Genomic DNA, 15,146 nt, shown 5'->3' with positions numbered 1-15,146 from the left:
CCCGCTTCGCCCGGCGGGAATCCATCCCCCGAACATCAAAGTGTTTTTCCACGGGCATATCACAGCAATCGCCCGCCAAAGTCCATTCATGCCGGCCAGGCTCGAACCGGCGATCCGACGACTGGAGCCGAACCGGCCCGGATTGAGCCGGTCTGACTCCGGGATTCCTCTGTTTGATCGTGTTTCCCTCACGCGAACCGGCATCCACTTCGCTCGAAAACACTCTCAAACGTGTCACGGGGCGGGCTCGCCCGAAAAGACCTTTTCGGAGAGGTTTATGCTAGGAATAGGCCCGAGAGTAAAGGGCGCCCGCCGCGCCCTCTTTTCGCCGCCTTCGCTGCATACCCGAAAAACACGATGAACAGTCGATTCCCGATTCTGTCCTGGACTTCCTCAGTTCTCGCGACTGTCCTCGCCATGTGGCTGGGCCTCGTCCGCGGCGCCGACGCGCATCCCCATGTCTGGGTGGCGGTCAGGAGCGAGGTGGCCTTCGGGCCCGACGGCAAGATCCTCGGCGTGCGCCACGCCTGGGAATTCGACGAAATGTACTCGGCTTTCGCGGTCCAGGGCCTCGGCAAGAACGGCAAGCCGCCGACCCGCGAGGAGCTCGCGCCTCTCGCCAAAACCAATGTGGAATCGCTGGCCGAATTCGAGTTTTTCACTTTCGCCAAACAGGGCGGCTCCAAACTCAAGTTCAAGGAGCCGGTGGACGTCACGCTGGAGTCCGACGACAAGAAGATCGTCACGCTTCGCTTCCTGCTGCCGCTCGAAACGCCGGTCCCGGCGCAAAAGCCGTTTTCGTTCCAGGTCTACGACCCGACCTATTTCGTTTCCTTCGGCTTCGAGAAGCAGAATCCGGTGACGCTCTCAAAAGCGCCGGCGGGCTGTTCCGTCAGCACGATGGAGCCGAAGCCCCTCGCGGCCGACGAAAACAAGAAACTCTCCGAAGCCTTCTTTCAGAATTTCTCTCCCGGGGCCGATTTCGGCGTGAAGCTGGCGACACGCGTGATCGTGGCCTGCCCATGAGTCGTAGATCGCGCCGCTTTGTGATCGCTCTGGCGCTCGCAGCCGCCGCGGCGGCGATCGCGCTGGCGTCTCCCGAAGCCTTCGCCCAATCTGGGCGCAATCCTTTCGCCATCGCCGGCGGAGAATCGGCCGGCGCGGCGAGCGGCTTCGCCGGCCTCGTCCTGTCGTGGCAGAACAAATTCCACCAGGAGCTGCAGGCTGCGGCCAAGGCGCTGAAAACCAGCCCGGAAGCTTTTTGGACCCTGGCGGGGGCGAGCCTTTTTTACGGCGTATTCCACGCCGCGGGCCCCGGCCACGGCAAGGCCGTGCTCGCGTCCTACATGATCGCCAGCCGCGCCGCGCTCGGGCGCGGGATGGCGCTGGCCGCGCTGGCCGCGCTCTTGCAGGGCGCCGTCGCAATAGCGCTCGTCGGAGCGGCGGCGATCGTATTCGGGGCCACCGCCACCCAGATGAAATGGGCCGCGGCGAACATCGAACTCGCGAGCTACGCCGCAATCGCCGTCCTCGGCGCGAGCCTCGTCTGGAAAAAAGGCGCGGCCTTTCTTGCTGCGGCGCACACGCCTCCCCTCCCCCGGGCGTCGACCGTCTTCTGCTGCGAGGCCGTGGGCGATCCCGCCCATATTCATTCGGACGCCTGCGGACATTTCCACATCCCCGACGCCGCCGCGCTCGAAAGCGGCTTCTCCTGGGGCGACGCGCTCGGAACCATCGTCGCCGCCGGCTTGCGGCCCTGCTCGGGCGCCATTCTCATCCTCGTCTTCACGCTGGCCCAGGGCCGCTTTCTAACTGGCGTGGCCGCCGTCCTGCTGATGTCGGCGGGAACCGCCGCGACGACGGGCGCCCTGGCGGCGGCGGCGGTCTATGCTCGCGAGACGGCGAGACGCTTCAGTTCGCCGGAGAGCCGCCGCGCAAAACTCGCCGGCGCGGGCGCGCAGCTGCTGGCGGCCGTGGCTGTGTTGATATTGGGTCTCGCCCTGCTCGTCGGTTCGGCGCCCGGAGGGGGCGCCTGATAGAGATTTTGCGGCGCAATACGGAAGTTCCGTCAGCGCCTGATGCCCTGCGGGTTGCAAATGCTATTTTGATAGGCATGAGTGTTTCGGAGCCTGTGTCCATCCCAGCCAGAAGTTGAGCACATGACCGGCGTTACGATCGAGAACGACCCCTATGCCACCCGACCATGGCTTGCCTCTTATCCGGCCTACGCTCTCCCAGACATCGACGAGAAAAGCTATTCCACGCTCGTCGCGATGTTCAGGACCGCAGTCGACGATTTCGCTGATCGGCCGGCGATCGACTGCTTTGGAAAGAGCCAGACCTATCGCGAGCTTTCCGCAGCCGCGGAGGCGGTCGGCTCCTGGCTTCAGTCGCGGGGACTGAAAAAAGGCGACCGCGTCGCAATCATGTCGCCCAATCTCGCGAGCTACCCGGCGGTCATCTACGGCGTGTTCCTGGCCGGCGGCGTCGTCGTAAACGTCAATCCGCTCTACAAGCCGCATGAGCTCGAGCACCAGATCAACGACTCGGGCGCGCGCTTTATCTTCGTGCTCGAAAATTTCGCCCATACCGTCGCGGAGGCCTGGCCCTCGATGAAAATCGAGCAGGCCATATTGCTGGCTCCAGGAGATCTGCTCGGGCTCAAGGGAATGATCGTCAACGCCGTGTCGCGTTGGGTGAAGCGGGCGGTCCCCTCGTTCCGCCTGCCCGGTTCGATTCCCTTCTCCGAAGTAATCGAAGCCGGTCGCCGCCGGCCGCTGGAACATGTGGAAACATCCCGGGACGATATCGCCTTCCTGCAATATACCGGGGGCACCACCGGAGTGGCCAAGGGTGCGGTCCTGCTGCACCGGAACGTGGCCTCCAATGTGGAGCAGGCGGTGGCCTGGCTGCGGCCGGTCACCAATGACCAGCAGATCATGGTCACGGCTCTGCCGCTTTATCATATCTTCGGCCTGACGGCCTGCTGCCTCACTATGGCGCGGATCGGCGCTTGCTGCCTCATGATCCCCAATCCGCGCGATATCGGAGGATTCGTGAAGACTTTGCGCGGCGCGCGCTTCACCATGATCTCGGGGGTCAACACCCTTTATGCCGGGCTCGCCGACCACAAGGATTTCGGGAAAGTCGATTTTTCCGCGCTGGTGTTCTGCCTCTCGGGCGGCATGGCGACGCTCGACGCCACCGCCCGCAAATGGAAGCAGATAACCGGCAAGCCGATCGTCGAAGGCTATGGCCTTTCCGAAACCTCGCCGCTGGTCTGCCTCAATCAGCTGGGGCTCGACGAATTCTCCGGGGCCATCGGCTATCCGTCGGCTTCGACCTACGTGACCCTGAGATCCGAGAAAGACGGCGCTCCGGTCCCCTTCGGCGAATCGGGGGAGCTCTGCGTGAAGGGTCCGCAGGTGATGGCCGGCTATTGGAAGCGGCCGAAGGACACCGCCGAAGCGATGACCGTGGACGGATTCTTCCGCACGGGAGACATCGCCGTGATGAAACCGGACGGGTCATTCAAGATCGTCGACCGTCTCAAGGACATGATTCTGGTTTCCGGCTTCAACGTCTACCCCAACGAAATCGAAAACGAGCTCGCGCTTCATCCGCAAGTGAAGGAAGTCGCCGTCATCGGCGTGCCAGATCCTCATTCCGGCGAAGCGCCGATGGCCTTTGTCGTTCCGCGCGAGGGGGATCTCGACGAGAAGGAACTGCGGGAATTTCTGCACGAGCGTCTCACCGGCTACAAACGTCCCAAATATTATGCATTCAGGGATAGCCTGCCCAAGAGCACGGTCGGCAAGATCCTGCGCCGCGAATTGAGGGACGAATATATGAACCGCGGGGCGAAGGCGGCAAAGGCAGGTCGCGCCGCAGGCGCAGCCTAGCCCCAAATTATGGCGCGCCTCTCGCCGACCGGATTTCCAGTTCATCGGGAAGCGCGACGATGCAAGAGATTGTGTGGGATCCGGGCCACGGCGCTGAATCAATCTATGGAGCGCTCGCCACCCAGATCGCACGCATAATGCGGGGCCTGTGCGATTATGAAATTGCGGGAAGACCGTCGTTTCATCACTGCAGCGAAAACAATATGGACGCGCCCTGCGATATGCTCGCCAGGCTCGGCGTCATGAAAGACGAAACCGTCGCACATAGTTTCGCTCCGGATTGGTCTCCGTTTTCCGAGGCCATGCTGGCTCGCCATCCCGGAGAACCTTCCTCCAGCGACCTTGTATTGGGCCTCGCCTTTCTTACCGAATCCTTCCCGGACGACGCTCGACGCCGCAATGCAGCTTGTTGCATCGCCACCGATCTCGAGGGCGGGTCAAAAGCAGCGGCAAGCCGCTATCGCATCTGGGCGCTTCAGGGGGCCTGCAATTTATTGATGCGGCTCGAAGCCGGCTCATGGAATCAGGACGGCCGCTTTTTGCCGAAGGGCGATTTCGACATCGAATCCTATTGGCGATCGCGTTTGATTTGCGCGCGCCGGCTGGGCGACGAAAAGCTGTTGTATCCGGACACGCCCGGAAGCGAGGGAAATTCCGCTTCGGGCGCAATGCCGACCTTTTAATTGCGCTCGCGGCGCATCAGCGCGTCAGCAGAACTGCGTCGCCGCTTCCACAACCACACAGAGCCGCGTCAACCGGCGCGGTTCAGCCACAGGCTCATCAGGCCGGCTCGGCTGTTGACGCCAAATTTGCGATAAATCTGGATGACGTATTGATGGACGGTGGAAGACGCCATGGACAGTTGACGGCCGATATCCTTCTCCGACGTGTCGGTCAGCAGAAAATTCAAAACCCTTCGCTCCGCAGCGGTCAGCGTCGTGGACGCAACCAGCAACCCCCGACCGAGCATCAGATGGCGATGAAACCATTTGATCCCCCGAAGCGCGTAGCTGAACAGCTCGATTTCTTTGTCGGTGAAGGCTCTGCCGGAATAGAAGCCGAAGTGCGACTCACTGTCGTCGTTCAATGGAAATGCGACGAAGGCGGCGTCGAAGACGCCCACGGAGGCGTAGTGATGTCGATAGAACGACGATTCAAACCATTCTTCGGGCAGATCCCTTCTAAAAGAATAGGCTCGGAATTTGCCGACGTCCCGCATCGGAAGAAGAAAAGACGGGTCGATCTCGCGGCGGTCCCAAATTCGAAGGATTTCCCGGAAGTGACCTTCATCGGGATGCGGGGCGATAGGCTGAAGCGCCTGTACGGCGCCGACACGCCAACCGCCTAGAGGATCGTCGCGATCGCCATCGAGGCGAATCGCGCCCGCCCATGTGGCGTTCCACGCATCGCCGTAGCCGCAAAGGCGCTGCATAAGACGCGTGACGGCTTCACCGGACTGATTCGCCCCGTAATCGGCCAACTCGTCCCACAAGCGATGAATCTCGTCCTGGATCGTTAAGTCCATCAGGGTCATCGAGATTTCCAAAGTTGTTGCAGGACGACCATAGTCTGATTCGGGGCGGTCGATCCTCGGCCCCCACAACTCTTTTGCTGTTTGTCGACGCGAAAGGCGCCGACGGACAACCGGACGCTTCGGCGGGCGAACACGGTCAGCAAAACCCAATCGTCGCAGCGCCCTGCTCAGCCGAACCTGGAGGCCGCCTCCGCTATCGCCGCATAGACGAGGTCTAGCTCCTCGCCCGTCGTGCAATAAGGCGGAAGCACATAAATCGTCCGCCCCAGCGGGCGCAGCAGCAGGCCGCGGTCGTTGAAGAAGCGCATGAGATCCAGCCCGATCGTCGCAAGATAGCCTTCTTCGCGGCAGCGAAGATCGAGCGCCGTTATCGTGCCGAGCCGGCGCACATTCGAGAAGCGATCATCGCCTCGGAAACGCGCGACGCCCTGTTCCTGCAATGCGCAGAGCCGCGCCACGCGCCGGGGCGTCTCGTCCTTTTCCCATATCTCCAGATTGGCCAGCGCGGCGGCGCAGGCGATCGGATTGGCGTTGAAGGAACTGGAGTGGAAAAATGCGCGCGAGCGATCGGTGGAATAATGCGCGTCGAAAATGTCGCTCTTGCACATGGTCACGGCCAGAGGAAGCGCGCCGCCGGTAATGCCCTTGGAGTAGCAGGCGATATCGGGAACGACCCCGGCCTGTTCGCAGGCGAAAAGCGTTCCGGTCCGCCCGAAGCCGGTCATCACCTCGTCGGCGATGAAAAGCACGTCATGGCGCCGGCAGATCTCCCGCATCTCGCGCAGCGTCTCGGGCGAATAGATCAGCATGCCGCCTGCGCCGAGGATCAGGGGCTCGACCACCAGGGCGGCGGGTTTCGCCTTGCACGCGGCCTCCAGCGCATCGAGACTGTCCTGTTCCCTGCCCTGCGTGGGAAAGGGTATGCGCGTCACGTCGAAAAGCAGAGGCTCGTAGCTGGCGTTGAAGGCGGAGCGCGCGCCCGCCGACATCGTGCCCACGGTGTCGCCGTGATAGCCGTGCTCCAGCGCGAGGATGCGCGTGCGCGGCTCCCCGCGGTTGCGCCAGAACCCCAACGCCATTTTGAGCGCGACCTCGACGCTGGTGGAGCCGCTGTCGGAATAGAACACATAATCGAGGCCCGCCGGCGTGATCTCCACGAGACGCCGCGCCAGCCGCTCGGCCGGCTCGTGGGTGAAGCCGGCGAAAATGACCTGATCGAGCCGCTCGCTCTGATCCCTGATCGCCTGCATGATCTCCGGCCGGCAATGACCGTGCGTGATCACCCACCACGAGGAGATGGCGTCGAGAAATCGCGAGCCGTCTTCGGCCTCCAGCCAGCTCCCTTGCGCCCGCGCGATTTTCACGGCGCCGGGCTGCAGGCCATGCTGGGTGAAGGGCCGCCACACCGGCGACTGCGTTACGAGAGTCATGTGTTTTCGCTTCTATAAAAAGTCTTCGACGACGAAGCCGCGCGCGAAAGCGGCGCGGAGATTCTCGCTGTCGAGGCGAGCGAGCAAAGCCAGTCGCCCGAGGTCCTTTGCGCCCGACATCGCCGCGATCGCCGCCTCGGATTCGAGGTTCGGCTCGCCGACGAAGGCGACGCCGAGCACGGGAATCCCCCGGCGCCGCAGGGCCTCGATCGTCAGCAGGCTGTGATTGATGGTTCCGAGCGACGTGCGCGCCACGACGACGACCGGAAAACCCCAGCGCTCGAGGACGTCGATGGTCGGAGCCTTCAGCGTCAGCGGCGTCATGACGCCCCCCGCGGTCTCGATGACGAGCGGCGCAGGACATCGGGGAGGATCGAGTCGCGCCGGATCGATGACGGCGCCGTCGAGACGCGCGGCGTAATGGGGCGAGGCGGGAGTCCTGAAGCGCCAGGCCTCGGGCAGGATGCGCTCCGGCGGCAGGCCCGACAGACGCGCGACGCATTGCGAATCGCTTTCGCTTTCGAGGCCCGCCTGCACCGGCTTCCAGTAATAGCCGTCGAGAGCCGCCGCGAGCGCGGCCGAGAACACCGTCTTGCCGACGCCCGTGTCGGTTCCGGCGACGACGATGCGGCGGCTCATGGCGCAAGCCTCTCCATCTCTCGCCCGAGCAGGGCGATCATGGCGTCGATTTCGTCGTCGCGCGGGTTGAGGGTCAGGGAGATACGCAGGCGCGACGTGCCGCGCGGAACCGTCGGCGGACGAATCGCGCGGATGTCATAGCCTTGCGCCTGCATTCTCCCCGCGAGCGCCAGCGCTCTTGCGTCGGAGCCGACGATCACGGGCTGTATTTGCGTCGAGGAAGGCTCGGCGCCGGTCGCAAGCCGCAACAGATCGCGCGCGCGCGTCACGCGCTGCGCCAGAGCCGCGCGCCTGTCGTCGGCGGCTTCGATTATCCCAAGAGCGGCGCGGACCGAAGCGGCGAGCAAAGGCGACGGCGCCGTCGCGAAGATGAATTGGCGGCAACGGTTGACGAGGAAATCTCTCATTACGAGCGGCAGGCAGACCAGCGCGCCGGAAAGGCCCAGCGCCTTGCCGCAGGTGTGCACCGTAACGACATTGTCCCGCCCCTCCAGGCCATGGGCGAGGCCGCGTCCGCCCGGCCCGAACACACCCGTCGCATGGGCTTCGTCGACCACGAGGAAGGCGCCGCGCCGAAGGGCGATGTCGGCGAGCTCGGCCAGCGGCGCCGTGTCGCCGTCCATGCTGTAGAGGCTTTCGACCGCGATCCAGATGCGGTCGGCCGCGGCGCATTTTATGGCCTCTTCGAAAGCTGCGGGGTCGTTGTGCCTGACCGGCCGGCTTTCAGCCCGCGACAGGCGCATGCCCTCATGGGCGCTGGCGTGAATGAGTTCGTCGTAGAGGATCAGATCGCCCCGCTGCGGCAGGGTGGAGAACAACGCCTCGTTGGCGGCGAATCCCGCCCCGAAAAACAGCGCCGCCTCGGCGCCGAAAAACCGGGCCGCCTCCTGTTCCAGCGCTTCGTGCTCGGGATGATTCCCCCTCAGCAATCGCGAGCCGCCGGCGCCGAGCGGGACGCCCCGAGCCAGCGCGGCGCTCGCCGCATCACGATAAATCTGAGACTCCGCCAGGCCCAGATAGTCGTTGGAGGCGAAATCGCAGCCTGCCCGAGGCGCCAGCGCGCGGAGCCGGTCGCGAGCCGCCAGCGCATCGAGGTCGGCGGCGAAAGGCGCGAGGAAATCGGAGTTGTCGGCTTTTGTGGTCATGGCGGCCAAGCAATTAGCGCTATCCGCTCCGGCTTGGAAGCACGGCGGCGATCCTCGGGCTTTCTCCTTTTTGGCGCCGGGGCGCTTGACGCGGTCGCGTCGCCCGGCTTTTAACAAAGGGCGCATGTCGTAGCTTTTCGCTCCGCCTCCGGGGAATTCAGGCGGTTGCTTGCATTTTTCACTGGACGGGGCCATCTAAAGCTAATCCAAGGAGCGCTTTTTTGATCCCTCCCAGCAAAGAAAGCGACGTCCCGCCCTCCAGCATCCCCTGGCCGCCCCTGCTTTTCATCGCGGTCATCATCGCCGGACGGCTGCTGCAGCAATTCTTTCCGGCCCCCTTGATTCCGCCTGAACTGGGCCATGTCGCGGGAGCTCTGCTGGTCTCGCTTGGGGTCGCCAACGACATCTGGTGCGCCATGACCTTGAGACGCCGCCGGACGACCATACTCCCCCATCGATCCGCGTCGGCGCTCGTGACCAGCGGGCCGTTTCGCTATTCCCGCAACCCGATATACGTCTCGGAGCTGGCCCTGACGCTCGGCCTCGGGCTGCTGCTGCGTTCGCTGTGGATGGTCCTGCTCACGCCGCTGCTGTCTCTTGCTCTGACGAAACTGGCGATCGAGCCGGAGGAACGACATCTGGAACGGAAATTCGGAGCCGAATTCCAGCAATACGCCGCGCGCACGCCCCGCTGGCTCTAACGCGATTTCTCATCGTCTTCGGTAGAAATCGCGCCGGGCGAAAAACATGTAACGCGTTGTCGCAAATGCCTCTCGCCTCTTGCGACAACGCGCTCCCACAAAGGCGCGGCAAAAGAGAGATCGAGTGTCGCCATGTCCGCCACAGAAGACGCCGCCGCTACGCAGTCCGCGCCCGCCGACAGGCTAGGGTTTGAAGTGCGCGGGATGACCTGCGCCTCATGCGTGGCCCATGTGGAAAAAGCCCTGAAGAACACCGAAGGCGTGACGGGCGCCAGCGTGAATCTGGCGACCGAACGCGTCGAGGTCGCGCTCAGGCCGGGAACCAAAGCCGCCGGCATCGCGCAAGCCGTCGCCGAAGCGGGCTATGAGCCCGTAATCGAAACGATCGAGATCGGCGTGGGCGGCATGACCTGCGCCTCATGCGTCTCCCATGTAGAGAAGGCGCTGCGCGCTACGCCGGGCGTCATCGAGGCGAACGTCAATCTCGCGACCGAGCGGGCGACGGTGCGTGCGCTCAAGGGCCCTGGACTGATCGAAAAGCTGAGCCGCGCCATATCCGAGGCCGGCTATGAGCCGATCCCGGAGAAGGCCGCCCCCCAGGGCGACGCCAAGGAAGAGGAAAGCCGCGCCCTGTCGCGACGGCTTCTCGCCGCCGCCGTTCTGACGACCCCTGTTTTCGCCCTGGAGATGGGCGCGCATGTCATACCCGGCGCGCATGAATGGATCGCCGCCAATATCGGCCACATGACGGCGCTTTATGTTTCCTTCGTCCTCACGACTCTGATCCTGGCCGGCCCCGGCAGGCCGTTCTACGCCAGGGGCTTGCCCGCCCTGCTGCGGGGAACGCCGGATATGAACAGCCTCGTCGCGACCGGCACGGGCGCAGCCTATCTCTATTCGGTCGTCGCCACTTTCTGGCCCTCGCTGCTGCCGGCCGGCGCCGCCAATGTCTATTATGAATCCGCCTGCGTCATCGTCACGCTGATCCTCTTCGGGCGGTTTCTGGAAGCTCGCGCCAAAGGCCGCACTTCGGACGCGATTCGGGCGCTGGCCCGGCTGCAGCCGCGCATCGCCCATGTGGAGCGCGACGGACAGCCGCTGGACATCGCCACCGAGGACGTCCGCGTCGGCGACATCGTTCTGGTGCGGCCCGGGGAGAGAATCCCGACCGACGGCGTGGTCGTGAGCGGCGAGTCCCATGTCGACGAATCGATGATGACGGGCGAACCCGCGCCCGTCGCCAAAAGGCAGGGCGCGACGGTCACCGGCGCCACGGTCAACACCACCGGCGCCTTCGCCTTTCGCGCAACCAGGGTCGGCGCGGACACATTCCTCGCCGGCGTCATCCGCATGGTGGAGCAGGCCCAGGGCGCAAAGCTGCCCATCCAGGCTCTCGCGGATAAGGTCACGGGCGTCTTCGTGCCGGTCGTCCTCGCCATAGCGGCGGCGACCTTCGCCATATGGATGCTGATCGGCCCCGAGCCCAGGCTGAGCTACGCCCTGGTCAACGCGGTGAGTGTGCTCATCATCGCCTGCCCCTGCGCGATGGGCCTCGCCACCCCGGCCGCCATCATGACCGGCACGGGCCGCGCCGCAGAGCTGGGCGTTCTGTTCCGCAAGGGCGAGGCTTTACAGACGCTCCGCGACGTTGCGCTGATCGCCTTCGACAAGACCGGCACCGTGACCCTCGGCAAGCCGCAGCTGACCGATTTCGTGACCGCTCCCAAGGCTAAGAAGGACAAGGTTCTCGCGCTCGTCGCCAGCGTCGAGGCGCTTTCCGAACATCCCCTCGCCCGCGCCCTGGTGGAAGCGGCCAAAGCCCAGGGGCTCGCGGTCTCGCCCTGCTCCAAATTCGTCTCGGTCCCGGGCATGGGCGTCTCCGGCGTCGTCGGCAAGAAGAAGATCGCCGTCGGCGCCGCGCGCTACATGGATTCGCTCCGCTTCGACGCCGGAATTTTCGCGGCCGAGGCGTCCCGCCTGTCGGCGGAAGGCAAGACTCCACTCTACGCCGCGGTCGACGGCGCGGTGGCAGCCCTGCTTTGCGTGGCGGACGCGGTCAAACCCACCAGCGCCGACGCGATCGCGGCCCTCCACGACATGGGCGTCGCTTCGGCGATGATCACCGGCGACGCGGAAAAGCCCGCGCAAGCCATCGCCGCCCGGGTCGGGATCGACCGGGTGATCGCCGGCGTCCTGCCCGACGGCAAGGTGGAATCCCTGAAAAGACTGCGCCAGGATAAAAAAATCGCCTTCGTCGGCGACGGCGTGAACGACGCGCCCGCGCTTGCGGCGGCCGACGCGGGCATAGCGATCGGCGCCGGCGCGGATGTCGCGATCGAGGCCGCGGACGTCGTGCTGATGTCCGGGGATCTCGCAAAGGTTCCCGCCGCCCTGGCGATCTCCCGGGCCACGATGCGCAATATCGCGCAAAACCTGTTCTGGGCCTTCGCCTATAATGTGATTCTGATACCCGTCGCGGCGGGAGCGCTCTATCCGGTGAACGGAACGCTGCTGTCGCCGATGCTGGGCGCGGGAGCGATGGCTCTCTCCAGCGTCTTCGTCATCAGCAATGCGCTGCGCCTGCGCCGTTTCCAGCCGCCCCATGTCGGCCCGGACCTCACCCATATTTCGCGAATCGAATCGCCCGAACCAAAGAAAGAAGAGGAGAATCAAATGAGCGCGACCTTCGACGTGAAGGAGATGAGCTGCGGCAATTGCGTGAAGCACGTCACCAAGGCGGTGCAGGCGGCGCAGCCGGGCGCCGAGGTGAAAGTGGATCTCGCCACCGGAAAAGTCGAGGTTTCGCCCGCTCCCAAGGACCCCGAGGCGCTGGCGCAGATCATCACCGACGCGGGTTACCCCGCCAAACTGTCACAATAATAAAACAGCGGCTTGTCTTTGCCCGGCCGATTTGTTAGACGCTGACCCGCCGGCGCTTCAGAGCGAAGCGCCCCGGGCGGTCGTGGCGGAATTGGTAGACGCGCTAGCTTGAGGTGCTAGTTGGGCAACCAGTGGAGGTTCGAGTCCTCTCGACCGCACCAAAACTCTTCGAGATTTTGGCGCAGACAAAATCGGTGAGAAAGCCGAAAATGGCTTTCGCGCCGGAAGTCGGCCACGCTTTTACAGCTTTAGGCGAAGGACCGCTTACCCTCCCCTGGAGGGGGAGGGTCGCAGCAAAGCGGCGGGGTGGGGTGACATAGCCTCCATTTTGCGCCTTTTACCCCCACCCGACCGCGTTCCGCGGTCGACCTCCCCGCGCAGGGGGAGGTAGGGGCGCCACACATAGAACGGTTCCGCCCGTCGCCCGATTCCCGTCGCGGCTTTCTTCTCAAGCTCTGCGTTGCGACAGCGCCGCCTGTTCCGTAGGACAGGCGCGCCACCCCGCCAAACCTCACCGCGCCGCCGGTTCGGCTTCCTTGGTCTCGCCGCCATGCACATGGCCATGGCCGCTCAGAGTGCGCGCGATGATCGGCTCGGTGGTGGACTTCCAGTCGGGGCCGGCCTTCTCCACCGGCGTCGGGCCTGCGCCCGCGACCATATGAACGATCTTGAATCCCTTTTCCTTCAGCGCCCGCAGAAAATCGGGCATCATTTTCGCCGTGCTGATCCGCGAGTCGTGAAAAAGCACGATCCCCTTGCCGAGCTTCTCCAGCCGCCCCATGACGAGCGCGAGCTCGCTTTGCGGCGTCATCGCCTGCCAGTCCGAAGCCCATAGATCGGCCCCGAACACCGCCATGCCGCGTCCATGGACATAGTCGAGCAGCGCGGGCGTATCGGCGAATCCCGGAAAGCGGAAAAAGGGATTATGCGGCTTGTCCGAAGCCGCGCCATAGGCGGCCTTGTCCACCGCCGCCACCCCCGCATCTATGTCGGCCTTCGCCCCCTCCGGATACATCAGCCTCAGCGTTTTTGCGGGATGGGTGTTGGAGTGATAGCCGACGCTGTGTCCATCGGAGACCTCGCGCTTTACCGTGGCGGGCATGCCCGTGGCGTTTTCGCCGATCACGAAGAAGGTGGCGCGGACGCATTCCTCCTGCAGCGCGGCGAGAACCTGCGCGGTCGTGGCGGCGGGACCGTCGTCGAAGGTCAAGACCACCTCATGGTCGGCCAGCGCAAGGGTCGCGGGATAGCTTTGCAATCCGAGCGACAGCCCCTGCGAGCCGTCGATGGCGATCTCCCGGGAGACGCCGAGTTTTTCGGGCCCGCAGGAAGCGGCGGCTGCGGGAGCAGTCACGAGAAGGAAGGCGAGGCCGGCGATGACATGGAGACGGCGGCAGGTTGACATGGCGCTTTACCGTTTTGATTTCACCCGCGGCCGGGTTATGCAGCCGGGATATGACGCAGCGGGCTCCATATGACCTTCGATAGTGAAGAAACCGAGACCGACCCGAACATTTTTCGCGACGAGAGCGGAGAGCCCCGCGGCGATTTCGTCGAAAGGGTGGAACGCGCCGTCGCCGAAGGAGATTCGGCCCAGGTCCATGAGCTCGTAGGCGCTCTGCACGAGTCTGACCTCGGCGCGCTGCTGGAGCTGCTGGATCACGAAACCCGCAACCGCCTGATCGCGCTGATGGGCGCGGATTTCGACTTCGTGGCGCTCACGGAAGTCGGCGAAACCACGCGCGAGGACATTCTCGAGGAGCTGCCGGTCGAAACGCTGGCGGAAGCGGTGCGCGACCTCGAGAGCGACGACGCGGTGGCGATCCTCGAGGCGCTGGAGCCCGAGGAACAAGCCGAGGTTCTGGAGGCGCTGCCCGCGCATGAGCGCGTCATCCTGCGCCGCTCGCTGGATTGTCCCGAGGACAGCGCCGGCCGCCTGATGCAGACCACGCTGATCGCGGTTCCGCCCTTCTGGACCGCGGGCCAGGTGCTCGACTTCTTCCGCAACACCGACCCGGACGAGCTGCCGGACAATTTCTTCGAAGTGTTCGTCGTCGACCCCGGCTATCGCCTGCTAGGAACCGTGTTTCTCGACGCGCTGGTGCGCGAGGCGCCGACCAAGAGAGTCGACGAGATCATGCAGGCCGACCGTCGCCGCGTGCATCCGACCGACGAGAGCGCCGAGGTGGCGCGGCTGTTCGAGCGCTACAATCTCGTCTCGGTCCCCGTGGTGGACGAGGCCGAACGGCTCGTCGGCGTCATAACCATCGACGATATCGTCGACGTTCTGGAAGCTGCGGCGACCGAGGAGATCAAGGCGCTCGGCGGCGTCAGCCCGGCGGAAGAACTGTCCGACAATTTTTGGCAAACGGCGAAAAGCCGGTTCCTGTGGCTGCTCATCAACCTCGGCACCGCCTTCATAGCTTCCTCTGTGCTGCGGCTGTTCGAAAGCCAGTTGCAGCAGATGGTCGCGCTGGCGGTGCTCGCGCCCATCGTCGCGAGCCAGGGCGGCAATTCCGCCACCCAGACCATGACGGTGGCGGTCCGCGCCCTGGCGACGCGGGAATTGTCCCGCGCCAACGCCACTCGGATCATTTTGCGCGAGCTCGCCGCCGGCGCCCTGAATGGGGCCGCTTTCGGCCTTATAACAGGCGTAGTTGCGGCCAATTGGTTTCAAAATATCGGCATAGCGCCTGTGATGGGGCTCGCCATGTGCACCAATCTCGTCGCCGGCGCCCTTGGGGGAATACTGGTGCCGCTCACGCTCGATCGTTTTGAAATCGACCCGGCGGTGTCCTCCTCCGCTTTCGTGACCACTGTGACCGACGTCGTGGGCTACGGGGCGTTTCTCTCCATCGCCAGCCTGTGGTTCGGACTTTATTAAGCACGACCGGAGAAAGGGCTGGATTTAAACG

The 15,146-nt window shown here is 64.3% G+C and carries 12 protein-coding genes and 1 tRNA gene; 8 read left to right on the top strand and 5 right to left on the bottom strand.

The genetic code is table 11. The annotated features are described in order from the left end of the window. Positions 1 to 417: 417 nt before the first annotated feature. The 4 genes from H2LOC_RS02210 to H2LOC_RS02195 all read left to right on the top strand — a co-directional run bounded on the left by H2LOC_RS02210 (position 418) and on the right by H2LOC_RS02195 (position 4,585). Positions 418 to 1,026, top strand: coding sequence for a DUF1007 family protein (locus H2LOC_RS02210; RefSeq protein ID WP_246207122.1), 609 nt, complete (start codon positions 418 to 420; stop codon positions 1,024 to 1,026). Next, positions 1,023 to 2,036 carry a nickel/cobalt transporter gene (locus H2LOC_RS02205; RefSeq protein WP_136494894.1) on the top strand — a complete coding sequence of 338 codons (1,014 nt, stop codon included), beginning with the start codon at positions 1,023 to 1,025 and terminating at the stop codon, positions 2,034 to 2,036. Before H2LOC_RS02210 ends, H2LOC_RS02205 begins: the two co-directional genes overlap by 4 nt. Positions 2,037 to 2,159: 123 nt before the next feature. Next, positions 2,160 to 3,902, top strand: coding sequence for an AMP-binding protein (locus tag H2LOC_RS02200; RefSeq protein ID WP_136494893.1), 1,743 nt, complete (start codon positions 2,160 to 2,162; stop codon positions 3,900 to 3,902). 59 nt (positions 3,903 to 3,961) lie between these two features. Next, entirely contained in the window at positions 3,962 to 4,585 is a 624-nt protein-coding gene (locus H2LOC_RS02195; protein ID WP_136494892.1) for a hypothetical protein, read from the top strand. A gap of 68 nt (positions 4,586 to 4,653) precedes the next feature. On the opposite strand, the gene H2LOC_RS02190 is transcribed toward H2LOC_RS02195, so the two are convergent. The 4 genes from H2LOC_RS02190 to H2LOC_RS02175 form a co-directional block, all read right to left on the bottom strand. Continuing rightward, positions 4,654 to 5,436, bottom strand: coding sequence for a helix-turn-helix transcriptional regulator (locus H2LOC_RS02190; protein WP_136494891.1), 783 nt, complete (start codon positions 5,434 to 5,436; stop codon positions 4,654 to 4,656). A gap of 167 nt (positions 5,437 to 5,603) precedes the next feature. Next, the gene (locus tag H2LOC_RS02185; protein ID WP_136494890.1) at positions 5,604 to 6,866 is read right to left on the bottom strand and encodes an adenosylmethionine--8-amino-7-oxononanoate transaminase; all 1,263 of its coding nucleotides are present in this window, start codon (positions 6,864 to 6,866) and stop codon (positions 5,604 to 5,606) included. Between the two features lie 12 nt (positions 6,867 to 6,878). After that, entirely contained in the window at positions 6,879 to 7,505 is a 627-nt protein-coding gene (gene bioD, locus H2LOC_RS02180; protein ID WP_136494889.1) for a dethiobiotin synthase, read from the bottom strand. After that, on the bottom strand, positions 7,502 to 8,650 hold the full coding sequence (locus tag H2LOC_RS02175; protein WP_136494888.1) for an 8-amino-7-oxononanoate synthase: 1,149 nt from the start codon (positions 8,648 to 8,650) through the stop codon (positions 7,502 to 7,504). The genes bioD and H2LOC_RS02175 overlap by 4 nt, the downstream gene beginning before the upstream one ends. A 221-nt stretch (positions 8,651 to 8,871) precedes the next feature. Here H2LOC_RS02175 and H2LOC_RS02170 point away from each other — a divergent pair, with 221 nt between their 5' ends. The 3 genes from H2LOC_RS02170 (at position 8,872) to H2LOC_RS02160 (ending at position 12,392) form a co-directional block, all read left to right on the top strand. Next, complete coding sequence (locus H2LOC_RS02170; protein ID WP_136494887.1) at positions 8,872 to 9,351, top strand: methyltransferase family protein; 480 nt, start codon at positions 8,872 to 8,874, stop codon at positions 9,349 to 9,351. Between the two features lie 132 nt (positions 9,352 to 9,483). Further along, positions 9,484 to 12,231 carry a heavy metal translocating P-type ATPase gene (locus tag H2LOC_RS02165; RefSeq protein ID WP_154331544.1) on the top strand — a complete coding sequence of 916 codons (2,748 nt, stop codon included), beginning with the start codon at positions 9,484 to 9,486 and terminating at the stop codon, positions 12,229 to 12,231. Positions 12,232 to 12,307: 76 nt separating this feature from the next. Further along, positions 12,308 to 12,392: transfer RNA gene (locus H2LOC_RS02160), tRNA-Leu, on the top strand. A 350-nt stretch (positions 12,393 to 12,742) separates the two neighbouring features. On the opposite strand, the gene H2LOC_RS02155 is transcribed toward H2LOC_RS02160, so the two are convergent. Continuing rightward, positions 12,743 to 13,636: a polysaccharide deacetylase family protein gene (locus tag H2LOC_RS02155; RefSeq protein WP_136494885.1), complete on the bottom strand. Its 894-nt coding sequence runs from the start codon at positions 13,634 to 13,636 to the stop codon at positions 12,743 to 12,745. Between the two features lie 69 nt (positions 13,637 to 13,705). On the opposite strand from H2LOC_RS02155, the gene mgtE reads away from it, so the two are divergent. After that, positions 13,706 to 15,115, top strand: a complete 1,410-nt coding sequence (mgtE, locus tag H2LOC_RS02150) for a magnesium transporter (protein WP_136494884.1) — start codon at positions 13,706 to 13,708, stop codon at positions 15,113 to 15,115. The last annotated feature ends 31 nt before the right edge of the window (positions 15,116 to 15,146 follow it).

Origin of the sequence: Methylocystis heyeri (assembly GCF_004802635.2) — a bacterium.
GTDB classification, from domain to species: Bacteria; Pseudomonadota; Alphaproteobacteria; order Rhizobiales; family Beijerinckiaceae; genus Methylocystis; species Methylocystis heyeri.
Note: the sequence above shows the minus strand (reverse complement) of the source record. Positions and strands in the feature narration are given on the sequence as shown.